The organism is Pseudomonas sp. 3A(2025), assembly GCF_054589175.1.
In genome coordinates, this window is record NZ_BAAILM010000039.1 from 448,804 (window position 1) to 471,416 (window position 22,613).

The 22,613-nt window shown below is 60.9% G+C and carries 20 protein-coding genes; 7 read left to right on the forward strand and 13 right to left on the reverse strand.

The features are described from left to right. The first annotated feature begins 103 nt into the window (after positions 1 to 103). Positions 104 to 1,333 (forward strand): phosphoglycerate dehydrogenase, encoded by a 1,230-nt coding sequence (serA, locus tag ACYP2A_RS17590; protein WP_459746885.1) that lies wholly within the window; start codon positions 104 to 106, stop codon positions 1,331 to 1,333. Between the two features lie 167 nt (positions 1,334 to 1,500). Here the strand turns inward: serA and ACYP2A_RS17595 are convergent, their stop codons facing one another. After that, entirely contained in the window at positions 1,501 to 2,142 is a 642-nt protein-coding gene (locus ACYP2A_RS17595; protein ID WP_459746886.1) for a 2OG-Fe(II) oxygenase, read from the reverse strand. Positions 2,143 to 2,271: 129 nt separating this feature from the next. Between ACYP2A_RS17595 and ACYP2A_RS17600 the strand changes: the two genes are divergently transcribed. Then, positions 2,272 to 3,024: a DUF2059 domain-containing protein gene (locus ACYP2A_RS17600; protein ID WP_459746887.1), complete on the forward strand. Its 753-nt coding sequence runs from the start codon at positions 2,272 to 2,274 to the stop codon at positions 3,022 to 3,024. Here the strand turns inward: ACYP2A_RS17600 and bipL are convergent. Next, positions 3,021 to 3,962: a phospholipase BipL gene (gene bipL, locus ACYP2A_RS17605; RefSeq protein ID WP_459746888.1), complete on the reverse strand. Its 942-nt coding sequence runs from the start codon at positions 3,960 to 3,962 to the stop codon at positions 3,021 to 3,023. The genes ACYP2A_RS17600 and bipL overlap by 4 nt on opposite strands. A 93-nt stretch (positions 3,963 to 4,055) precedes the next feature. On the opposite strand from bipL, the gene ACYP2A_RS17610 reads away from it, so the two are divergent. Beyond that, positions 4,056 to 6,455 carry a penicillin acylase family protein gene (locus tag ACYP2A_RS17610; protein WP_459746890.1) on the forward strand — a complete coding sequence of 800 codons (2,400 nt, stop codon included), beginning with the start codon at positions 4,056 to 4,058 and terminating at the stop codon, positions 6,453 to 6,455. Between the two features lie 3 nt (positions 6,456 to 6,458). Here ACYP2A_RS17610 and dmpG read toward each other — a convergent pair whose 3' ends face one another. Genes dmpG through ACYP2A_RS17625 form a run of 3 tightly spaced genes read right to left on the reverse strand, consistent with a single transcriptional unit; the run spans position 6,459 to position 9,790 of the window. After that, positions 6,459 to 7,481 (reverse strand): 4-hydroxy-2-oxovalerate aldolase, encoded by a 1,023-nt coding sequence (gene dmpG / locus ACYP2A_RS17615; RefSeq protein ID WP_459746892.1) that lies wholly within the window; start codon positions 7,479 to 7,481, stop codon positions 6,459 to 6,461. Beyond that, positions 7,471 to 8,442, reverse strand: a complete 972-nt coding sequence (locus ACYP2A_RS17620; protein ID WP_459746893.1) for an acetaldehyde dehydrogenase (acetylating) — start codon at positions 8,440 to 8,442, stop codon at positions 7,471 to 7,473. Before ACYP2A_RS17620 ends, dmpG begins: the two co-directional genes overlap by 11 nt. 43 nt (positions 8,443 to 8,485) lie before the next feature. After that, on the reverse strand, positions 8,486 to 9,790 hold the full coding sequence (locus ACYP2A_RS17625) for an MFS transporter (RefSeq protein WP_459746895.1): 1,305 nt from the start codon (positions 9,788 to 9,790) through the stop codon (positions 8,486 to 8,488). A 208-nt stretch (positions 9,791 to 9,998) separates the two neighbouring features. On the opposite strand from ACYP2A_RS17625, the gene ACYP2A_RS17630 reads away from it, so the two are divergent. From ACYP2A_RS17630 to ACYP2A_RS17640, 3 genes are all read left to right on the forward strand, one after another. After that, complete coding sequence (locus ACYP2A_RS17630; RefSeq protein WP_459746896.1) at positions 9,999 to 11,738, forward strand: IlvD/Edd family dehydratase; 1,740 nt, start codon at positions 9,999 to 10,001, stop codon at positions 11,736 to 11,738. A 165-nt stretch (positions 11,739 to 11,903) separates the two neighbouring features. Further along, positions 11,904 to 12,626, forward strand: coding sequence for a FadR/GntR family transcriptional regulator (locus ACYP2A_RS17635; protein ID WP_459746898.1), 723 nt, complete (start codon positions 11,904 to 11,906; stop codon positions 12,624 to 12,626). Positions 12,627 to 12,647: 21 nt separating this feature from the next. Continuing rightward, positions 12,648 to 12,878: a hypothetical protein gene (locus ACYP2A_RS17640; RefSeq protein WP_459746899.1), complete on the forward strand. Its 231-nt coding sequence runs from the start codon at positions 12,648 to 12,650 to the stop codon at positions 12,876 to 12,878. 189 nt (positions 12,879 to 13,067) lie between these two features. Here the strand turns inward: ACYP2A_RS17640 and araD1 are convergent, their stop codons facing one another. Beyond that, positions 13,068 to 14,063 (reverse strand): AraD1 family protein, encoded by a 996-nt coding sequence (gene araD1 / locus ACYP2A_RS17645; protein WP_459746901.1) that lies wholly within the window; start codon positions 14,061 to 14,063, stop codon positions 13,068 to 13,070. Positions 14,064 to 14,167: 104 nt separating this feature from the next. On the opposite strand from araD1, the gene ACYP2A_RS17650 reads away from it, so the two are divergent. Further along, positions 14,168 to 15,097, forward strand: coding sequence for a LysR family transcriptional regulator (locus ACYP2A_RS17650; protein ID WP_459746902.1), 930 nt, complete (start codon positions 14,168 to 14,170; stop codon positions 15,095 to 15,097). A gap of 15 nt (positions 15,098 to 15,112) precedes the next feature. On the opposite strand, the gene ACYP2A_RS17655 is transcribed toward ACYP2A_RS17650, so the two are convergent. From ACYP2A_RS17655 to ACYP2A_RS17685, 7 genes are all read right to left on the reverse strand, one after another. Beyond that, positions 15,113 to 15,910, reverse strand: coding sequence for a hypothetical protein (locus ACYP2A_RS17655; RefSeq protein WP_459746904.1), 798 nt, complete (start codon positions 15,908 to 15,910; stop codon positions 15,113 to 15,115). After that, complete coding sequence (locus ACYP2A_RS17660; RefSeq protein ID WP_459746905.1) at positions 15,907 to 17,091, reverse strand: hypothetical protein; 1,185 nt, start codon at positions 17,089 to 17,091, stop codon at positions 15,907 to 15,909. Before ACYP2A_RS17660 ends, ACYP2A_RS17655 begins: the two co-directional genes overlap by 4 nt. A gap of 187 nt (positions 17,092 to 17,278) precedes the next feature. Further along, positions 17,279 to 18,139, reverse strand: coding sequence for an ABC transporter permease subunit (locus ACYP2A_RS17665; protein WP_459746907.1), 861 nt, complete (start codon positions 18,137 to 18,139; stop codon positions 17,279 to 17,281). Beyond that, on the reverse strand, positions 18,136 to 19,017 hold the full coding sequence (locus ACYP2A_RS17670; protein WP_459746936.1) for an ABC transporter permease subunit: 882 nt from the start codon (positions 19,015 to 19,017) through the stop codon (positions 18,136 to 18,138). The genes ACYP2A_RS17665 and ACYP2A_RS17670 overlap by 4 nt, the downstream gene beginning before the upstream one ends. 35 nt (positions 19,018 to 19,052) lie before the next feature. Then, positions 19,053 to 20,195 carry a polyamine ABC transporter ATP-binding protein gene (gene potA / locus ACYP2A_RS17675; protein ID WP_459746908.1) on the reverse strand — a complete coding sequence of 381 codons (1,143 nt, stop codon included), beginning with the start codon at positions 20,193 to 20,195 and terminating at the stop codon, positions 19,053 to 19,055. Between the two features lie 56 nt (positions 20,196 to 20,251). Then, entirely contained in the window at positions 20,252 to 21,346 is a 1,095-nt protein-coding gene (locus ACYP2A_RS17680; RefSeq protein WP_459746909.1) for a polyamine ABC transporter substrate-binding protein, read from the reverse strand. Positions 21,347 to 21,478: 132 nt separating this feature from the next. Then, a complete protein-coding gene (locus tag ACYP2A_RS17685) occupies positions 21,479 to 22,576 on the reverse strand; it encodes a polyamine ABC transporter substrate-binding protein (protein ID WP_459746910.1) in 1,098 nt (365 codons plus the stop codon). Between the last annotated feature and the right edge of the window lie 37 nt (positions 22,577 to 22,613).

A 22,613-nucleotide genomic window follows, 5' to 3' on the forward strand; every position in this document is an offset into this window, starting at 1 on the left:
GCTAGCATACGACGCCCAGTTGCCATTATGCGACGCGCCCTTGGCGGGTCCATCCATGGCCGATGCCCTTCATGCCATTTTTTCGGGATACAGGTTTACGCAGATGAGCAAGACTTCCCTCGACAAGAGCAAGATCAAGTTCCTTCTTCTCGAAGGTGTCCACCAGTCCGCAGTCGACGTACTCAAAGCCGCTGGTTACACCAGTATCGAGTACCACACCAAGTCGCTGCCGGAAGCCGAGCTCAAGGAAAAGATCGCCGATGCCCACTTCATCGGTATCCGCTCGCGCACCCAACTGACCGAAGAACTCTTCGATTGCGCGAAAAAACTGGTCGCGGTGGGTTGCTTCTGCATCGGCACCAACCAGGTCGACCTGGGCGCAGCGCGCGAGCGCGGTATTGCGGTGTTCAACGCGCCGTACTCCAACACCCGTTCGGTGGCCGAGCTGGTGCTGGCCGAAGCCATCCTGCTGCTGCGCGGCATCCCTGAAAAGAACGCTTCGTGCCACCGTGGCGGCTGGATCAAGAGCGCGGCCAACTCCTTCGAAATCCGTGGCAAGAAGCTGGGCATCATTGGCTACGGCTCGATCGGTACGCAATTGTCGGTCCTGGCCGAAGGCCTGGGCATGCAGGTGTATTTCTACGACACCGTGACCAAGCTGCCGCTGGGCAACGCCACTCAGGTCGGCAACCTGCACGAACTGCTGGGCATGTCGGACATCGTCACCCTGCACGTACCGGAAACCGCAGCCACCCAGTGGATGATCGGCGAGAAAGAAATCCGCGCCATCAAGAAAGGCGGCATTCTGATCAACGCTGCTCGCGGCACCGTGGTCGAGCTGGACGCTCTGGCTGACGCCATCAAGGACAAACACCTGATCGGCGCCGCCATCGACGTGTTCCCGGTCGAGCCACGCTCGAACGACGACATCTTCGAGAGCCCGCTGCGTGGCCTGGACAACGTGATCCTGACCCCGCACATCGGTGGTTCGACCGCCGAAGCACAGGCCAACATTGGCCTGGAAGTCGCCGAGAAGCTGGTCAAGTACAGCGACAACGGTACCTCGGTGTCGTCGGTCAACTTCCCTGAAGTGGCCCTGCCGGCTCACCCGGGCAAGCACCGCCTGCTGCACATCCACGAAAACATTCCGGGCGTGCTCAGCGAGATCAACAAGGTCTTCGCCGAAAACGGCATCAACATCTCCGGTCAGTTCCTGCAGACCAACGAGAAAGTTGGCTACGTGGTCATCGACGTCGATGCCGAGTACTCGGACCTGGCGCAGGAAAAACTGCAACAGGTCAAAGGCACCATCCGTAGCCGCGTACTGTTCTAAGCAACGCTGCGATACTTAAAAAGGAGACCTTCGGGTCTCCTTTTTTGTGGGCGCGCGGCGACCGTAGGACCGACCGGGCGGCGCACCGCTTTAGTCGGGAACCGCAGCGCCATCGTTCCCGGCTGAAGCCGGTCCTACAGCAGTTGCTACGGAGAAAGTATGATTATTTACAAATCAGCCAGCACATCATCACCACGACGACGGAACCAGCCGGTCAATGAAAGCCGGTCGCGGCTGGCCGGCAAGACTTCGTGGGGCACTTCGCCGGAAAGAAACACCACAAGACTTCCGCCGACCGGGTCCACGTCATACGCCCTGTCGTTGTCCAGGTACATGCGCAACTGGCCGCCCTGCTCCGTCTGCCAGTTGTCATTGAGGTACAGCACCGCCGAGACCATGCGCTTGTCGTCGTCGCGAAAGCGGTCGAGGTGGCGCCGGTAAAACGCACCCGGCGGGTATTGCGCAAAATGGCTCTCGAAGTCTTCCAGCCCCAGAAACAGACCGCGATTGAGCGCCATGCGCAGGCTGTCCATGATCGACAGGTACTGGTCGCAAACACCCGCCTGGCCCGGCTCCAGCCACTGGATGCGGTCGCCACGCACCGCTTCGCGCACCTCTTGTGCGGCGCCACGGCCAACCGCTGCGGGCTCAAGCTCACCGGCAGCCGCACGAAGGCGGCACTCTGCCGCCAACTCGAAGGTCAGAGCATCAGGCACAAAGAGATTCTGCTTTGACCAGCCCTGGGCAACCAGGTCGTCAACGATACGCAGCAACACAGGATGATCAGGGGTCATTTGCATGGCGTGCATAGTATCCACAAGCCTTGTTAACCGATAGCAGCGCCTGCGCGGACAAACAGCTTTTTGATACAGGCAGTCACAACTCGACAAATCCCCGCCAACAACCGGACAATAGCGGCCTGCCGACAGGAGTACCGAATGCGTCGTTTGTGTGTTGTGTTGTTGATGTTGTGCGCGCTACCTGCCTGGGCAGACGGCTTCGACCAGTTATACAAGGCTGCCGGCTGGCAACAGCAACGGGCGCATTTCAATGATGCCCTTAAAGCGGCGCAGCAGCGCTATAGCGCCAACCTGCCGCCTGCGGTGTTTCAGGCACTGGTCAACAACAGCAATCAGCGTTTTGCCCCGGCGGCTGTCGATCAGCGGGCCGAACAGCGCCTGCGTGAAACGCTCAACGACCCGGCCCCTGCGCTGCGCTTTTTCCAGTCGCCGCTGGGGCGCAAGATCGTCAATGCCGAACTGACCGCGACCCGTGCCGATCAGTTGGCCAAACACACCCAGGGCTTGCCGGTCATCGAGGCCGACGCGAGCCGTCAGTTGCTGATCGGCCATCTGGCCCAGGCGCTGCCGGCCAAACAGGCCGGCGCCGAAGTCAGCCTGGCCCTGGCCGGTGTGGCCGCCGACAGCCTGAGCCAGATGATTCCCGGCCTGCTGGGCGGCGGGCAGGCGCAGGGCATGCTTGAAGGCCAGCGCGAACGGCTGATGAGCCAGATTCAGGCAGACCTCAACAACACCTTGCTGTACGTGTACCGCGACCTGTCGGACCCGGAGCTGGAAGAGTTCGCAAGCTTTGCCGAGTCGGCCGAAGGCCGTGCGTATTACCAGGCCGCCTTGGCGGCGATTCGTGCAGGCCTGGCGGTCGGGCAGAGCAATTCGAGCCTGGCGCCTTAACCGATCCGTCCATTCAGAAACTCGAAATACCGCGCACGCAGTTCCGGGATTTCGTTGGCCAGGTGATGCCGGGCTTCGCGCAGCATCAGGACCTGCGGTTCGTGGAACTTGTCGTTGAGCACGCCCAGATTGTGGCTCCAGTCCACCGTCATGTCCGACTCGCCCTGCACGATCAGCGGCGTTCGCGTGCTGCGCGGGGCGTTTTCGATGTGCACGATCCAGCGCGCCAGCGCACCGACCCAGGCGGTTGGCAGACGCTTGGGCTGCAACGGGTCGGCAAGCAAAAACGGCAAAAACGCCGGCGCATTGGAGTTTTCCGTGAAGCGCCGGGCAATCCCGCTGACAAACGGACGCAGCAGGTAATAGCTGGCTTTCGACCAGCCCCAGGCCCGTGGCCGCACCAGCGGCGACAGCAGAATCACCTGGCCTTGCGCCGGGCTGTCGGCGCCGCGATGCAGCACATGGTCGACCACGATCGCACCGCCCGTGCTCTGCCCGCACAAATGCCAGGGTTGCGGTAGCTTCAAGGCTTCGGCCTCGACCAACAGGCGTTGCAGCACGGTCTGGTATTCGGCGAAATCACCGATGCTGGCGCGGCTGCCGCTGGACAGGCCGTGCCCCGGAAGGTCACAGGAAATCACCGCAAAATGTTGCGCCAGCGCCCACTCGACGACGTGCCGGTACAAGCCCATGTGGTCATAGAAGCCGTGCATCAGAATCAACGTCGCTACCGGCCGCTCGGGCAACCAGACCTGACCGACGATCTCGTAGCCGGCCACGTCCAGGCGTCCCAGCCAGCTACGCACGACGTGTTCGCCGCCCAGCGCGCCAAGTCCGTAGAAGCGCTGATAGGTCTGGCCATCGGGCGACAGCGCGTCACTGCCACTCAGCGGTGGCAGGCTGGCGCGTAAGTGCTCGGAGTTGAAGGTGTCGGACATAAGGCATCCACAGGTTTCAGGTAACACAGGCTAACGATATTCTTCTGTCTGCTTGAGGCTGGCAAGTCGCCCGCGCCCTTACCGAGATATTGAATGAAACGTCGTCTGATCATTGCCGCCCTGACGCTCGGCATTCTTGTCGCCCTGATCGCCGCCGGCGCGGCCTGGTATGTGCACAGCAAACAACCGCTGCGCCAGGGCGAACTGACGCTTGAGGGTTTGCAGGCGCCAGTCAGCGTGCGTTACGACGAGCGTGGCGTGCCGCACATTCGCGCTGAAAATCAGGCCGATCTGTACCGTGCGCTGGGCTATGTGCATGCCCAGGATCGCTTGTTCCAGATGGAAATGCTCCGGCGCCTGGCACGCGGCGAACTGGCCGAAGTGCTCGGCCCCAAGCTGGTCGACACCGACAAGCTGTTTCGCAGCCTGCGCATTCGCGAGCACGCCGACGCCTATGTCGCCCGTCAGGATCGCAGCACGCCCAGTTGGCAAGCGCTACAAAGCTATCTGGACGGCATCAACCAGTACCAGCAGCACAACCCGCGCCCGCTGGAATTCGACCTGCTGGGCATTACGCCGCGCCCGTTCACGGCCGAAGACACCCTGAGCGTCGGCGGCTATCTGGCCTACAGCTTTGCGGCGGCGTTTCGTACCGAGCCGTTGTTGACCTATGTGCGCGACGAACTGGGCGCCGATTACCTCAAGGTTTTCGATCTGGACTGGCACTCCGACGGCCTCCTCGGCGGCCCGCCGGCCCTCAGCCAGGCCGACTGGCAAGGCCTGGGCGCGCTGGCACACCTGAGCCATCAGGCGTTGCAGGACGCCGGCTTGCCGCAGTTCGAAGGCAGTAACGCCTGGGCCATCGACGGTAGCCGTACGCGCAGTGGCAAACCGCTGCTGGCCGGTGATCCGCATATCCGCTTTTCAGTACCGGCGGTGTGGTACGAAGCGCATCTGTCGGCACCGGACTTTGAGCTGTACGGCCATTATCAGGCCCTCAACCCATTCGCGTTTCTGGGGCATAACCGCGATTTCGGCTGGAGCCTGACCATGTTCCAGAACGACGACCTGGACCTGATCGCCGAAAAAACCAACCCCGTCAACCCCGAGCAGGTCTGGTATCAGGGCCGCTGGGTCGACATGACCCGCAGCGAACAGCAAATACTGGTCAAGGGCCAGGCGCCGGTCACCCTGACGCTGCGCCGCTCGCCGCACGGGCCGATCATCAACGATGCCTTGGGCCGTAACGCCAGCAACACGCCAATTGCCATGTGGTGGGCGTTTCTGGAAACGGACAACCCGTTGCTCGACGGCTTCTACGAGGCCAATCGCGCCGATACGCTGGGCAAGATGCGCCATGCTGCCGAAAAGATTCAGGCGCCGGGGCTCAATATTGTCTGGGCCAGCGCGCGCGGCGATATCGGCTGGTGGGCGACCGGCCAGTTGCCGATTCGTCCGGTTGGGGTCAACCCGAACTTTATTCTCGATGGCAGCACCGATCAGGCCGACAAAGCGGGCTTTCACCCGTTCAGCGCCAACCCGCAGGAAGAAAACCCGGCGCGCGGCTATATTCTTTCGGCCAATTTCCAGCCGCTGTCGCCGGCCGGCATCGAGATTGCTGGCTACTACAACCCGCCCGAACGCGGCCAGCAGCTTGACCGCCAGTTACGCGATCCGGCGATCAAATGGGATGTGCCATCGAGCAAGGCGCTGCAACTGGACACCGGCACCGATTACGCACGGAGCATTCTCAGGCCGTTGCTGCCGGTGCTGCGTCAGGTGGTCAGTGACCATGGCGAACAGCAGTTGCTTGAGAAAATGGCCGACTGGCGAGGCGATTACCCGCTGGACTCGGTCTCGGCCACGCTGTTCAACCAGTTCCTGTTTGCACTGACCGAAAAGACCTTCAAGGATGAGCTGGGCGACGCGCTGTTCGACACCTTGCTGTCGACCCGGGTATTCGATTCGGCGCTGCCGCGCCTGGCCGCCGATGAGGACTCGCCGTGGTGGAACAATCGTGGCTCGCTGCTGAGCGAAACCCGTACCGATATCGTCAGGGCCGCGTGGCGCGCCAGCATCAGCCACCTCACCGCGCTATATGGCCCGGACCCGAAGCAATGGCAGTGGGGCAAGGCCCATCCGCTGACCCATGCGCACCCCTTGGGCGCACAAAAGCCGCTGGACTGGCTGCTGAACGTCGGCCCGTTTGCGGCACCGGGCACGCATGAAGTGCCGAACAACCTGTCGTCACGCCTGAGCCCTGCGCCATGGCCGGTGGGCTACGGCCCCTCGACCCGGCGCCTGATCGACTTTGCCGACCCGGAACATGCGCTGGGCATCAACCCGGTCGGCCAGAGCGGCGTGCCGTTTGACCGGCATTATGCCGATCAGGCGCAGGCGTATATTCGCGGTGACTATGTGCCGCAGCACCTGAACGAAGCCGATGTAGCGGCGCACAGTCAGGGAGAGTTGCGGTTGGTGCCTGGCAGGTAGGGTTTACGCACGCTTCAACAGATCCAGTGCCACGTCGACGATCATGTCTTCCTGGCCGCCGACCATCCGCCGCTTACCCAGCTCGACGAGGATGTCCACGGTCTTGAGCCCGTAACGCGCCGCCGCTGCTTCGGCATGGCGCAGAAAGCTTGAGTACACGCCGGCATAGCCCAGCGCCAGCGATTCGCGGTCGACCCGCACCGGGCGGTCCTGCAACGGCCGCACGATGTCGTCGGCAGCATCCATTAGCGTGTAAAGATCAGTGCCGTGGTTCCAGCCCAGGCGGTCGATGGCGGCGATGAGCACCTCCAGCGGCGCATTGCCGGCGCCGGCGCCCATGCCGGCGAGACTGGCGTCGATGCGGTCGCAACCCTCTTCCACCGCGACAATCGAGTTGGCCACGCCCAACGACAGGTTGTGGTGCGCGTGCATGCCGGTTTCGGTCTCGGGCTTGAGCACCGCCTTGAATGCCCGGAAGCGCTCGCGCACATCCTGCATGCTCATCGCGCCGCCCGAGTCGGCCATGTACACGCACGTGGCGCCGTAGCTTTCCATCAAGCGTGCCTGCGCCGCCAACTGCTCGGGCGCGATCATGTGGCTCATCATCAGAAAGCCCACGGTGTCCATGCCCAGCTCGCGGGCATATTCAATGTGCTGTTTCGAGACATCGGCCTCGGTGCAATGCGTGGCCACCCGCACCACGCGAGCGCCGGCGTCATAGGCGGCCTTGAGGTCGTGCACCGTGCCGATGCCCGGCAGCAGCAAGGTGGTGATCCGCGCATGGCTGATGACATCGGCCACCGCTTCGATCCACTCAAGGTCCGAGTGGGCGGCAAAACCATAGTTGAAGCTGGAGCCTTGCAGGCCGTCGCCATGCGCGACTTCGATGCTGTCGACCTTGGCGCGGTCCAGCGCCCGGGCGATGTCCTGGACGTTCTGGATCGAATATTGGTGACGCACGGCATGGCTGCCGTCACGCAGGGTCACGTCGGAGATATAGAGTTTCTTGGCCGGATCAAACGTCATTGCGAGGCTCCTTGGCGTTCAGCATCGACTGCGCCATGCGCTCGGCGGTGGCCAGGGCGGCGGAGGTCATGATGTCGAGGTTGCCGGCATAGGCTGGCAGGTAATGGGCGGCGCCTTCGACTTCGAGAAACACCGAGGTCTTGAGCCCGGAAAACCGGCCCAGCCCTGGAATATTCAGCGGCGCGTGCTCGGGAATCACCTCGAATTGCACGCGCTGCTTGAGCCGATAGCCCGGCACATAGGCGTGCACGGCCGCGACCATCTCTTCGATGGAGGCTTCGATCAGATGTTGATCAGCCGCCTCGGACAACACAAACACCGTGTCGCGCATCATTGGCGGCGGTTCGGCCGGGTTCATGACGATGATCGCCTTGCCCTTGCCCGCGCCGCCAATCGCCTCAATGGCGCGCGAGGTGGTTTCGGTGAATTCATCGATATTGGCACGGGTGCCGGGGCCGGCGGATTTGCTGGCAATCGAGGCGACGATTTCGGCGTAATGCACCCTGGCCACCCGCGACACCGCCGCGACGATGGGAATGGTCGCCTGGCCGCCGCAGGTCACCATGTTCACGTTCAACTGGTCGAGGTTCTGCTCAAGGTTGGCGACCGGCACACAATACGGGCCGATGGCCGCCGGCGTCAGGTCGATCAGGCGGATGCCCGGCTTGACCGAGCGCAGCAAAGCGTCGTTTTTGACATGCGCGCCGGCCGAGGTGGCGTCGAAGACAAAATCGATTTCGTCGAACACCGGCAAACGGGTCAGGCCTTCGACGCCTTCGTGGGTGATCGCCACGCCCAGGCGTGCGGCGCGGGCCAGGCCGTCGGAGGCCGGATCGATGCCGACCATCGCGCCCATTTCCAGGTGCCGGGCATTGCGCAGCACCTTGATCATCAAATCGGTGCCGATATTGCCCGAGCCGACAATCGCGACTTTGAGCTTTTTATTCGTATTGGAGGTCATGCAGGTACTCCGGAACGGCGGGCATCCGTGCCCGCCTCAAGGGTCAGGATGGCTGTCCGAGGGCCGCAGCGCGGGCCTGGGATTTCTTTTCCAGCTGGGTGTAGACGATCCAGGTCAGCACGACACCGCTGAGCATCACCAGCGCCAGGAAATACAGCCCCGACGACAACGTGCCGGTGTACTCCTTGAGCGCGCCGATACCGAACGGGCCGATGTAGCCGCCCAGGTTGCCGAACGAGTTGATCAGGGCAATGCCGGCGGCCGCGCTGGCGCCGGACAAAAAGCGCCCCGGCAGCACCCAGAAGATCGCCGTCACCGAGAACAGGCTGAATGCGGTCAGGCACAACGCCGCCAGTTGCCAGCCCGGCATACTCAGCCAGGCACTGAAGAACAGGCCCGTGGCGCCGAGGATGTACAACACGGTGAGGTGGCCGTAACGGTCATTGAGGCGGTCGGAACTGCGCGGGATCAACAGCAGGCCCAGCACACCGAAGATGTAAGGAATCGCCGAGATAAAGCCGGTGGTCAGGTCACTGCCGCCAAACTGATGCACCAGCGTTGGCAACCACAGGCTCAGGCCGTAGGTGCTCAAGGTGCTGGGCAGGTACAGCAACGCCAGCAGCAACACGCGGCGATCGGCCAGGGCGCGCAACGGATTGGTATGGTCGGTCTGGCCATATTCGGCGCGGTCCTTTTCCAGCTCGCCGAGCAGCCACTGCCGGTCGACCTCGGCCAGCCAGCGGGCATCCTTGGGCGTGTCGGGCAAAATCTTCAGGGTCGGCCAGGCCAGCAGCACCGCCGGGATACCAATGAGAATGAACAGCCATTGCCAGCCGGCCAGGCCAAAAATGCCGTTCATGCCCAGTAACCAGCCAGCCAGGGGGCCGGTGACCATCAGCGCAATGGGCTGCGACAGGATAAAGAAACCCAGCACCTTGCCGCGATTGCGTACCGGGAACCAGCGGGTGATGTAGTACAAAACGCCCGGGAAGAAGCCCGCTTCGGCAGCGCCCAACAGAAAGCGCATCACATAAAAGCTGTAGGCGCCCTGCACAAAGGCCATGCCGACGGTGATCAGGCCCCAGGTGATGAGGATGCGGGCAAACCAGCGCCGCGCACCGAACCGCTCCAGCAGCAGATTGCTGGGCACCTCGAAGATGAAATAGCCGATGAAGAACAACCCGGCACCGAAGCCATAAGCCATGTCGCTCAGGCCCAGATCGGCGTTCATGTGCAATTTGGCAAAACCGACGGCGGAGCGGTCGATGAACGCGACCAGGTACAGCAGGATCAGGAACGGAATCAACCTGAGCGTGAGCCTGCGAATGATCCGAGCTTCCGGATTCATAGGTGTTCTCCAATTGTTTTTGTTATGGATTCGTTAGTCATGATTGATCTGACTAATCACCGGCGAACAGCCTGAAAAAGCGGGACCTGCTCACTGATCGAGACAATATAGTAATACTATTTAGCTCGCAACCATTTGAAACGTCCTTCATCTGGTGTATGTTTCGAGCACAGCCTTTAAATAGTCATACAATAAGAGTTGCCTGATCATGACCGATAAAAAGACCCCGCTGCGCTCCGCCCAATGGTTCGGTACCGCCGACAAGAACGGCTTCATGTACCGCAGCTGGATGAAGAACCAAGGCATCCCGGACCATGAGTTTCAGGGCAAGCCGATCATCGGCATCTGCAACACCTGGTCGGAACTGACCCCGTGCAACGCGCATTTCCGCAAGATCGCCGAGCATGTGAAGAAAGGCGTGCTGGAAGCCGGCGGCTTTCCGGTGGAATTTCCGGTGTTCTCCAGCGGCGAATCCAACCTGCGCCCCACCGCCATGCTGACCCGCAACCTGGCGAGCATGGACGTTGAAGAGGCCATTCGCGGCAACCCGGTGGACGCTGTGGTACTGCTCACCGGCTGCGACAAGACCACGCCGGCGCTGCTGATGGGCGCGGCCAGTTGCGACGTGCCGGCCATCGTCGTTACCGGCGGGCCGATGCTCAACGGCAAGCACAAAGGCAAGGACATCGGTTCCGGCACCGTGGTCTGGCAGATGCACGAAGCCTATAAGGGCGGGCAGATCAGCCTCGACGAATTTCTCTCGGCCGAAGCCGGCATGTCGCGCTCAGCCGGCACCTGCAACACTATGGGCACTGCCTCGACCATGGCCTGCATGGCCGAAGCGCTGGGCACCTCGCTGCCGCACAACGCCGCCATTCCGGCGGTGGACTCACGCCGCTATGTGCTGGCGCACTTGTCGGGCATGCGCATCGTCGACATGGTCCGCGAAGACCTGCGCTTGTCGAAGATTCTCACCAAGGCCGCCTTCGAGAACGCGATCAAGGTCAACGCCGCCATCGGCGGCTCGACCAACGCGGTGATCCACCTCAAGGCCATCGCCGGGCGCATTGGCGTCGAGCTGGACCTGGAGGACTGGACCCGCGTGGGTCGCGGCACGCCGACACTGGTCGACATGCAGCCGTCCGGGCGCTTTTTGATGGAAGAGTTCTACTACGCCGGCGGCCTGCCTGCGGTGATTCGCCGCCTCGGTGAAAACGGCCTGCTGCCCAACCCCGATGCCCTGACCGCCAACGGCAAGAGTATCTGGCAGAACTGTCAGGCCTCGCCGCAGTACAACGACGAAGTGATCCGCCCGATCGACAACCCGCTGGTGGCCGACGGTGGCCTGTGCATCCTGCGCGGCAACCTGGCGCCACGCGGTGCGGTGGTCAAACCGTCGGCGGCCACGCCAGCCTTGATGCAGCATCGCGGCCGCGCGGTGGTGTTCGAGAACTTCGACGACTACAAGGCGCGCATCGCCGACCCGGACCTGGACGTCGATGAAACCTGCGTGCTGGTGCTCAAGAACGCCGGCCCCAAGGGGTATCCGGGCATGGCCGAAGTCGGCAACATGGGCCTGCCGCCCAAGGTGCTGGCCAAGGGCGTGACCGACATGGTGCGCATTTCCGATGCCCGGATGAGCGGCACTGCCTACGGCACCGTGGTGCTGCACGTCGCTCCGGAAGCGGCGGCCGGTGGCCCGTTGGCGGCGGTGCATAACGGTGACTTCATCGAACTGGACTGCCTGACCGGCCGCCTGCACCTGGACATCAGCGATGAAGAACTGCAAGGCCGCCTGCTTGATCTGAAGCCCGACACCTCGGCGAAAATCTTCTCCAGCGGCTACAGCCGCCTGTACGTCGACCATGTGCTGCAAGCCGACGAAGGCTGCGACTTTGACTTTCTGGTCGGCTGCCGCGGCTCGGAGGTGCCCCGCCATTCGCATTGACGGGTGCAATCCGTAGGACCGGCTTTAGCCGGGAAGCAGACGCAGCCATTTTTGATATTTGCGCCATTCGCGGCTAAAGCGGAGCGCCGCCCGGCCGCTCCTACGGGGTTCAAGCTGGCCTCAATGGTATGATGCAGCGCATTTCGCCAGAGTCCTTGCGTCTTTATGGATTACCAGACCCCCAAGCCACGCAAAAGCATGCACGCCCAGATCGTTCAGGAGCTGGGCATGCATATCGTTTCCGGCCGCTTCAAGCCTGAAGAAAAGCTGCCACCGGAAGCCACGCTGTGCGAGGAGTACAAGGTCAGCCGCCCGGTCTTGCGCGAAGCGACGCGGGTGCTGACCGCCAAGGGCCTGGTGTATTCGCGGCCACGGGTCGGTACTGTGGTGCGCCCGCGCGTGGAGTGGCATTTGCTCGACCCGGACGTGTTGTTCTGGTTGATGCAGTCGACGCCGCACAGTGAGTTTTTCAACACCCTGGCCGGCGTGCGGCGGATTCTGGAACCGGAAATCGCCGCCCTCGCCGCCACCACCGCGACCGATGCCGACATCGCGGTAATCGAAGAAGCTTACCTGCGCATGGAAGCGGCCAAGACCCGCGAAGAAATGCTCCAGCCCGACCTGGACTTTCACCGCGCCATCGCTGACGCCACCCACAACGACCTGCTGGCCTACATGTGCAACATGCTGTCGTTGCCGCTGCGCGAGTCGATCAACCTCACCAACCTGCGCCCCAACACCCAGCAACTGAGCCTGCCGCGCCACCAGGCGATCCTGACCGCGATCAAGAATCGTGATGCCCTGGCAGCGCGTTATGCCTCCCTGGTGCAGCTCGATGACACGCGTGTGGCACTGGATACGGTGATGAATGTTTTGACGCCGTTGTAGAAAGGCGAAGGCCTTGCATACATGCGGCCCAAGACTATGATGTTGGCAACCACGAGGTTCATGATGATGACTACCGACGTCAACGCCAAAATCAAAGAACAAGCACTGGCCAGGCTTGCGCGCATACAGCGCTCGCCGAACTACAGAAGCTTTTTCACCGATGCCGCTATCGATGCTTTCAGCAAGGTCGAAGGCTCTGCACTGGCGGGTAAATCGCTGAAGCGTGAACCCGATGCTGATCTTTCACATTAGAATCGATGCGTTACGATTAAGCGGATTTAGACATTTTTCATCTGAGGCCAAACTCGTAGGGATGGCCGGGCGGCGCTCCGCTTTAGCCTGGGCGGCAATCCCACGAAGCGCACGACGCAAAATTGTGTTGTCTGCTTCCCGGCTAAAGCCAGTCCTACGGGTCGCCGCCCGTTTGACCCTATGCGTGTATCACAGCCCCTCAATCGCGCCCGGCGCCAGCGGTTTTTCTTCCTGCACGATGCCGGTGCGCAGTGCGGCGCCGAACTCGGGTATTTCGATTTCGAACACATCACCCGGCTGGGCCTTGATCGCGTCGGCAAACGACAGGGTGGCTGTGCCGAAGAAATGCACATGCACGTCACCCGGACGCAGGAACTGGCGGTATTTGAAGTGGTGGTATTCGAGGTTTTCCAGGCTGTGGCACATGTTCTGTTCGCCGCTGAGGAATTCCTTCTCCCACAGTACTTCGCCATCTCGATGAATGCGGCTGGTGCCGACCAGATGCGCCGGCAATGCACCGATGCGCAATTCCGGGCCGTAAGCGCAGAAACGCAGTTTGGAGTGCGCCAGGTACAGGTAGCTGCGCCGCTCCAGAACATGGTCGGACAGCTCGTTGCCCAGCGCGTAGCCCAGGCGATACGGTTTGCTGTCCGGGCCGATCACGTACAGGCCAACCAGTTCGGGCTCTTCGCCGACGTCTTCAGCAAAGGTCGGTAGCGGAAAGTCGGCACCGGGGCGCAGCACGATGCTGCCATCGCCCTTGTAGAACCACTCCGGCTGCGCACCCACCTTTCCGGCGCCCGGCTTACCGCCCTCCACGCCCCAGCGAAACATCCGCGCCGTGTCGGTCAGGGTCGCTTCGTCCTGGTCTTTTTTCTGGTGCATCTTGTCGCGGGTGTCGGCGCTGCCCAGGTGAGTCAGGCCGGTGCCGCTGACCAGACAATGCGCCGGGTCTTCATGGTCCAGCGGCGGCAGCACGCGACCGCCTTCAAGCAACTCGCGGTACAGCGGGCCGGGCTCGCTGCCGCGCTTGAGCACTTCGTCCTGCAGGCCGTGGCCTGCGCCAATGGCCGCCAGCGCCAGTTCGCGGGTGCTGGAGGTGGCAAGTACGGTGTGCACCTGATCGCCTTCGACGAGGCCGACCTGACGAACACCGGCAGAGGTCTGGTACTGAATCAATCGCATGATTAGGGTCTTCTTGTTCTGGGAAAGTGACCTGCACTTTACGAATCGCGCATCCGCCTGCCTAATGAGAGCCATTGATTAAGCAATAAGCGGCCCTTATCCCCATGATCGCACCGCTCTCTTCGCTGATTTCCCGCTTGCGCCTCAAGCAGCTGCGTTTGTTGATCGCGCTGGACGACCACGGCTCTCTGCACAAGGCCGCCGAGCAAGTGTCGATCACCCAGCCCGGTGCGACCCAGGCGCTCAACGAAATCGAATCGGCCTTCGGCACCCGCTTGTTTACCCGCACCAGCCAGGGCTTGGCCCCCAATGATCTGGGCCGCTGCGTAATTCGCTACGCGCGACTTATCCACAGCGACATGGCGCACCTGCGCGAAGAAATGATCGGCATCCTGCAGGGTCAGGGCGGGCGCATTGCTGTCGGCACGGTCATGGGCGCGGTGCCCATGCTGGTCGACAGCCTGGCCCGGCTACGCCAGACCCAGCCGGAACTGTCGGTAGAGATCGTCGAAGACACCAGCGCCCGACTGCTCGGCCTGATCGATCAGGGCCGGCTGGACCTTGCCATCTGCCGCACCAGCGTCAGCCAGCGCCCGGAAGCCTACGACTGCCTGCCCCTGGCACCGGAAGCCCTGCGGGTGGTGGCCAACACCCGCCACCCGCTGGCTGGCCTCCCCAATCTGGCGCTGGCGGACCTTGAGGGCTACGGCTGGATCGTTTACCCGACCAATATGCCAATGCGCCTGGTACTGGAGCGCGAATTCAGTGAGGCCGGCCTGGAGTTTCCGCGCTTTGCACTGGAGACCGCCTCAACGTTTACGACCCTGACGCTGTTGCAGCAGGACCCGCAACTGGTGGCGGTGATGCCTCAGGCGGTGGCTGAAAACGCCAGCGGCATGGGCATTGCGCCGTTGGGCTTGCCGTTGCTGTCACGCAGCGAACCGTTTTCGCTGGTCAGCCGGCATAACAGCCCGCTGTCGGCACCGGCGCGGTTGTTGGTGGAGGCGTTGCAGGTGGGGGGTGATTTGCTTTAGCTGCGATGGGTTCATTCATGCAGCAGTGTCGCTCAGGTTGTACATCACGATAACAACGACCAGCCAAGCCAGGCCAACGTACATACAGAGCAGGCTGATCAGTGCCAAACGCTTGAAAGAGACAGGCAAGGCTTCAAGGTCAAAAACATCAGGGGCCGCATCACCTTTTTTCCTGTTTTTGAAAAGCACTGCCCTGCTGAGTTTGATGAACAGGATGCTGCGCCAAGAGGCTTGGTCTTCTCCTATCTCAATCGCCCGGTCGAGTCTGGATGAAGGACCGGGCTTGATCGCATCCAGCATGGTGTGCAGGCGATAGTGGACTGTGTAGACAGTCAAACCAAAAGCGATCAAGAGAGCGATAACGGGACCGCTATAGAGCAAGACGTGCAGTACTGCGGCCCTATCAAAGGCATGGCCTTCCTTCACAAAGCGTTCCAGCTTCACTGTTGAAAAAACAATCAAAAAGGCAAGCACTGCTCCATAAAAGCAGACGGTATTAGTGACTGCCATTACCCGAAAACGGCGTGAAAAGCGTGCGAGTTCCCCGGCATTCAAAACACCGGACCGGATATTAATTTTTGAAAAAATCAATGCAGTCCCGATATCGAGCACTAACAGATTGCGATACAGCGAGCCTTGGTAATCCAGCCCGCGAGCATGGTGGAAGGAAAACAAATGACTGTTTTTCAACGACTCAAGCATCGCACTCAAGCACATACGTCGAATGTAGATACCCAAGGCGATACTTGTCATGATCATCGCGAGTGGCAGGGTATAAAAAACAAGCCGTAACCAAAGTTCGTGATCGCTCATAACCATTCGCTTTCGTATAGCAGCTCACCCCCAAGCTCTCCCAACCAGTTCCCAGAGACCGTGCCGACCAATGCTGACACACCCACTACAGCAACCGCACAAGCCACGGTACCGATGCCAGCGGTAGGGAAACCAATGCCAATACAAACCGGTGTTGCCACCGTTGCTGCTCCAGAACCACCTAAGAACCCCAGACCACTCGCCCCCAAAAACTTCCCACCCTCGACAAACTTGACCTTCCTGCATGCCTCTTCATTCCCCGCCTGACACACCTCTTGAATCGCCAGCAGCCCGGAAACACCGCCAATGCCTATCCCGATAAAACCACCTGTTTTCATCCAGGTAGTGGCGCGACTGATTGCTTTTACGTGTGAGGCATAACCGGGAATTCCTCCAGGAGCACCCGCTTTACTCCAGTGATGCACAAGGCTACGGCTGGAAATACCCAATGCATTTTTCAACTTCCCTTGATCATTGAAGGTCGTCAGGCCTCGTACGCGTTTGGAGTTCAACAGTTGCGCATCAAGCTCTTTGAGCAATTGCTGGCGTTTGGTAAAAAATTCCGGAGACCTGAGATGGCCATGTTGCCGAAAACTATCCTGATGGTGCGTCTCGATTTTTTTCAAGGTGTCGCCCAGCTTAGCCAAATGCCCTTCCATCACCGCCGCACTCACCCCCAGCCACGTAGAAGTCTCTCCGGTAAAAGCCGCAATCTCACCCGCATGGCGCATCATGAAATCCGCCTCTTCCACGCTCAGCGGTGCCAACGCGGCCTTGACCTCGTGAGCAGCCGCTACCAGTTGCGATTGCGCATAAGTGCACGATTGATCATTCGGGTCGCTGAGCACAATCAGCGTGCCGGCCTTTACCGTGCCGCTCAGGCCGGGATTCAGCTTGCTGAATGAGAGCATTGCGGAGCCGGGCATGGCGTCGAACAGGCTACGGTAGAGCTCGGCAGGCGACTGGCTGCTCTCTACGATGTAAAAGCCGGGCTCTTCAGCGGGCATAGGCTCCGGTTGGTAACGCTCTCTGGGCGGGGGATTTTCGTAGGTGTAAATCGGTGCAGGAGGGGGCTCCTGACGTGAGGGGATGTTTCGATCTCCGCGATCCAGTAGCCCGGGCATCGGCGTGGGTTCGCCTCTGGAGTCGGAGGTGAATTTGTTACCGGTGGGTTCGGCCATGGGGTGCCCCTCGTGTCGAGGGACGCAGCCTAGCAAGCGGGAGGTGGTGAATTTCGGGCTTACAGGAAAATTGGATGAGTCCTACATTGGTTGAGGATTTGTGTCTTTCGCGGCTAAAGCGGATCGCCGCCCGGCCGCTCCTACGAACTGCACATGCCGTAGGAGCCGCTTCAGCTGCGAAAAAGTCTCAAGCCTTGACCGGCTGCTGCCAGTTGGCGCCCTCTTCAATCGCTTGCTGAATCGCCTTTTTACGGCGCTCTTCCGCCTGACGGGTGAAGTACCAGACCAGAAAGGTCGCCAGCGACACGGCCAGCAGAATCAGGCTGGCCACCGCGTTGATCTCGGGTTTGACCCCCAGACGCACAGCGGAGAACACTTCCATCGGCAAGGTCGTCGAGCCAGGCCCGGACACGAAGCTGGCCAGTACCAGGTCGTCCAGCGACAGGGCAAACGACATCATGCCGCCGGCCGCCAGCGATGGCGCGATCATCGGGATGGTGATCAGGAAGAACACCTTCCAGGGCCGTGCACCGAGGTCCATGGCCGCTTCTTCGATCGACAGGTCCAGCTCGCGCAGGCGTGCCGAGACCACCACGGCCACGTAGGCGGTGCAGAACGTGGTGTGGGCGATCCAGATGGTCAGCAGGCCGCGCTCGGCGGGCCAGCCGATCAGTTGCGCCATGGCCACGAACAGCAGCAACAGCGACAGGCCGGTAATCACTTCGGGCATCACCAGCGGTGCGGTAACCAGCCCGCCAAACGCGGTGCGGCCCTTGAAGCGCGAGATGCGGGTCAGCACGAAAGCCGCCATGGTGCCCAGCGCCACGGCGGCGATGGCGGTGTAGAACGCCACTTCCAGCGAGCGCATCACCGAGCCCATCAGTTGCGTGTTGTCCAGCAGGCCCACGTACCACTTGACCGACCAGCCGCCCCACACGGTCACCAGACGCGAGTCGTTGAACGAGTAGATGACCAGAATCAGCATCGGCAGGTAGATGAACAACAGGCCGACGACCAGCATCAGGTTGGAGAACTTGAACCCTCTCATACCTTGCCCTCCAGTTCTTTGGCCTGACTGCGGTTGAACAGGATGATGGGCACGATCAGCACCAGCAGCATGATGACCGCCAGCGCCGAAGCCACCGGCCAGTCGCGGTTATTGAAGAATTCCTGCCACAGCACTTTGCCGATCATCAGGGTTTCCGGACCACCGAGCAGTTCAGGAATGACGAACTCGCCCACCACCGGAATGAACACCAGCATGCAGCCGGCGATAATCCCGTTCTTGGACAGCGGCACGGTGATTTTCCAGAAGCTGTTGAAGGTGCTCGACCCCAGGTCGGACGCGGCTTCCAGCAGGCTCTGGTCGTGTTTGACCAGGTTGGCATAGAGCGGCAGGATCATGAACGGCAGATACGAATAGACCACGCCGATGTACACCGCGATGTTGGTGTTGAGGATCTGCAGCGGCTCGTCGATCAGCCCCAGCCACATCAGGAACCCATTGAGCAGGCCGTTGTTGCCCAGGATGCCCATCCACGCATAGACGCGAATCAGGATCGCAGTCCAGGTCGGCATCATGATCAACAGCAGCAAGACGGTCTGGATGTCCTTGCGCGCATTGGCGATGCCGTAGGCCATCGGGTAACCGATCAGCAGGCACAGCAACGTGCTGAAAAACGCGACCTTCAACGAGCCCAGATACGCGGCCAGATACAGCTCATCGCCAGCCAGCATCGAGTAGTTGCCGAAGTTGAGGATCAACTGCAGCTTTTCTTCGGCGTAGGTGAAGACTTCGGTGTACGGCGGAATCGCGACATCGGCTTCGGCGAAGCTGATCTTGAGGACAATCAAAAACGGCAAGGCAAAGAACAGGAACAGCCACAAAAATGGCGCGCCGATGACCATTTGCCGCCCGTTGGGCAGGATGCGCCCCAGGGCGCGCTTGATCTTGCGTATTTTCATGAGCGCAGTACCACGCCGCTGTCGTCTTCCCACCACACGAACACTTCGTCGCCCCAGGTGGGACGTGCGCCCTGGCGTTCGGCGTTGGCCACGAACGACTGTACGCGCTTGCCGCCGGGCAGTTCGATATGGAACACCGAATGGCCGCCCAGATAAGCGATGTCGTGGACCTTGCCCCGCGACCAGTTGTATTCAACGGTCGGCTGTTCGGTGGTGATCAGCAGTTTTTCCGGGCGCAGGGCGTAGGTGATGTTCTTGTCTTCGACCGAGGTGCTGACGCCGTGACCGACGTAGATCGGTCGCTCCAGCTCCGGGCTCTGGATCAGGGCGTAGCCTTCCATGTCCTCGACCACTTCGCCGTCGAACAGGTTGACGTTGCCGATGAACTCGCACACCAGACGGCTGGTGGGGGTTTCATAGATATCGATCGGGCTGCCGATCTGTGCGATCCAGCCCAGGTGCATGATGGCGATGCGCTCGGCCATGGTCATGGCCTCTTCCTGGTCGTGGGTGACCATCACGCAGGTCACGCCAACGCGCTCGATGATCTCGACCAGCTCAAGCTGCATCTGCGAGCGCAGTTTCTTGTCCAGCGCGCCCATCGGCTCGTCGAGCAACAGCAGCTTGGGCTTCTTGGCCAGCGAGCGCGCCAGTGCCACGCGCTGACGCTGGCCACCGGAGAGCTGGTGCGGCTTGCGTTTGGCGTACTGGGTCATGTGCACCAGCTTGAGCATCTCGGCCACGCGCTCGTCGATCTCGGCCTTGGGCAGTTTGTCCTGCTTGAGGCCGAAGGCGATGTTGTCGGCCACGGTCATGTGCGGAAACAGCGCATAGGACTGGAACATCATGTTGATCGGCCGCTCGTAGGGCGGCAGGTCGGTGATGTCGACGCCATCGAGGTAGATGCGTCCTTCGGTGGGCCGCTCGAAACCGGCCAGCATACGCAGCAGCGTTGACTTGCCGGAACCGGAACCGCCCAGCAGGGCAAAGATCTCGCCCTTGTTGATTTGCAGGGACACGTCGTCCACCGCCACGGTCTCGTCGAACTTCTTGGTGACCCTGTCGACCTTGACCAGAACCTCTTTGGGCTTCTTGCCACTTTCGAGGGATTTCTTGAAGGCGCCGGAGGCAACTGCCATGGGTGAAACTCCCAACAATTATGCAACCTGGCCGATGGCGGCCAGGCGCTGGATTTTTACTTGCCCGATTTGACCCTGGTCCAGCTACGGGTCATCAGACGTTGCACCTTGGCGGGCAGCTCGCTGTTCACAAACAATCGATCCAGCACCGCCTGCGGTGGGTACACCTCAGGGTTGTCACGAATCGAGGCTTCCATCAGTTCGCCGGCCTTGATATTCGGGTTGGCATAGCCGACCTGATCACTGACCTGGGCGATGACAGCAGGCTCCAGCACATAGTCGATAAATGCATGGGCCTCTTTGACGTTTTTGCCGTCTGCCGGAATCGCGAGCATGTCGAACCACAGGTTCGCGCCCTCTTTCGGGATGCTGTAGGCAATCTTGACGCCCTTGCCGGCCTCGGCGGCACGGTCACGGGCCTGGAATACATCGCCCGAGAAGCCGGCGGCGACACAGATTTCGCCATTGGCGAGATCAGCTATGTACTTGGACGAGTGGAAATAGGTCACGTAAGGACGGATTTCCAGCAGCTTGGCCTCGGCCTTCTTGTAGTCGGCCTCCTTGGTGCTATTGGGGTCCAGCCCCAGATAGTTAAGCACTGCCGGGATCATCTCGTCGCCGGAGTCGAGCAAGGCGACGCCACAGCTTGAAAGCTTCTTGATGTTCTCGGGCTCGAACAGCACCGCCCAGGAGTCAATGGTGTCGACGCCCAGCACAGCCTTGACCTTCTCGACGTTGTAACCGATGCCGTTGGTGCCCCACAGGTACGGCACGGCGTACTGGTTGCCCGGATCGTTCTTTTCCAGACGCTTGAGCAGTACGGGGTCGAGGTTTTGATAGTGGGTCAGCAGCGACTTGTCGAGCTTCTGAAAAGCCCCGGCCTTGATCTGCTTGCCCAGAAAATGGTTGCTGGGTACGACCACGTCGTAACCGCTGCGCCCGGCCAGCAATTTGGCTTCGAGCGTGTCGTTGGAGTCGAACACATCGTAGACCGGCTTGATGCCGGTTTTGCTCTGGAAGTCGGCCAGCGTGGTCTCGCCGATGTAATCGGACCAGTTGTAGATGTGTACCGTGGATTCGGCCTGGGCGCTGACCGCCAGGGTCAGGCCGGTTCCGGCCAGCAAGACTTTGAACAGATTGGGGATAGACAAGGTATCAGTCCTTTTTGAAGTGGTCCTGCCGTTTCAAGGAACGGCTCGTCGGTCGACCTTTCTTGTGCATTCATCCTGCAAAGCACTGCGCGGCCCGCAGGCCACGCAGCATCCACACTAATTGTGACAGTTTTATTTCCCGGACTTGATCTTGGTCCAGCTGCGGGTCAACAAACGCTGGGTCGCGGCCGGCAGGTCGGAGATCGCATACAGCTTGGCCTTGACGTCGGCTGGCGGGTAAATGCTCGGGTCGCCCGAGATGTCCTTGTCGACCAGTTCGGTGGCTTCCTTGTTACCGTTCGGGAAGCGCACTTCGTTGGTGATCTCGGCCATGATTTCCGGCTGCAGCAGGAAATTCAGGAACTGATAGGCCGCATCGACGTGTTCGGCGTCCTTGGGAATGGCAACCATGTCATAGAAGCTGCCAGCGCCTTCTTTCGGAATGGTGTAGGACAGCTTGACCTTGTCGCCGGCTTCCTTGGCGCGCTCTTTGGCCTGTTCCAGGTCACCCGAATAACCGATGGCGACGCAGATGTTGCCGTTGGCCAGATCCGAGATGTACTTGGAGGAGTGGAAATAGGCGACCGAAGGGCGGATCTTGAGCCACAGCGCCTCGGCTTCGGCCAGTTGCTTCTTGTCTTCGCTGTTGGTCGGGTAGCCCAGGTAGTGCAGTGCCACCGGGATCATTTCGGTTGGCGAATCGAGGAAGCTCACGCCGCAGCTCTTGAGCTTGGCGATGTTCTCGGGCTTGAGTACCACATCCCACGAGTCGATCTTGTCGACGCCCAGCGCAGCCTTGACCTTCTCGGGGTTGTAGCCGATGCCGATGGTGCCCCACATGTACGGGAAGGCGTATTTGTTGCCTTTGTCGCTGGCGTCGCCAACGGCCTTGAGCAGGTCAGGATCGAGGTTTTTCCAGTTCGGCAGTTTCGACTTGTCCAGTTCCTGATAAACGCCCGCCTTGATCTGCTTGGCCAGGAAGTTGTTGCTCGGTACGACCACGTCATAGCCGGACTTGCCCGCCAGCAGCTTGGCCTCAAGGGTCTCGTTGCTGTCGAACACGTCGTAGACCACTTTGATGCCCGACGCTTTTTCGAACTTGGCAATGGTCTCCGGCGCGATGTAATCGGACCAGTTGTACACGTGCAGCTCTTGGTCAGCGGCCTGCGCGTTGGCGGCCATCATGCCCGCCATGGACAAGGCGAGAAGGGTCTTGCCGAATGTTTTCATGCGTACAGCTCCAGAATTGTCGTTAGTGGCAGCGTCG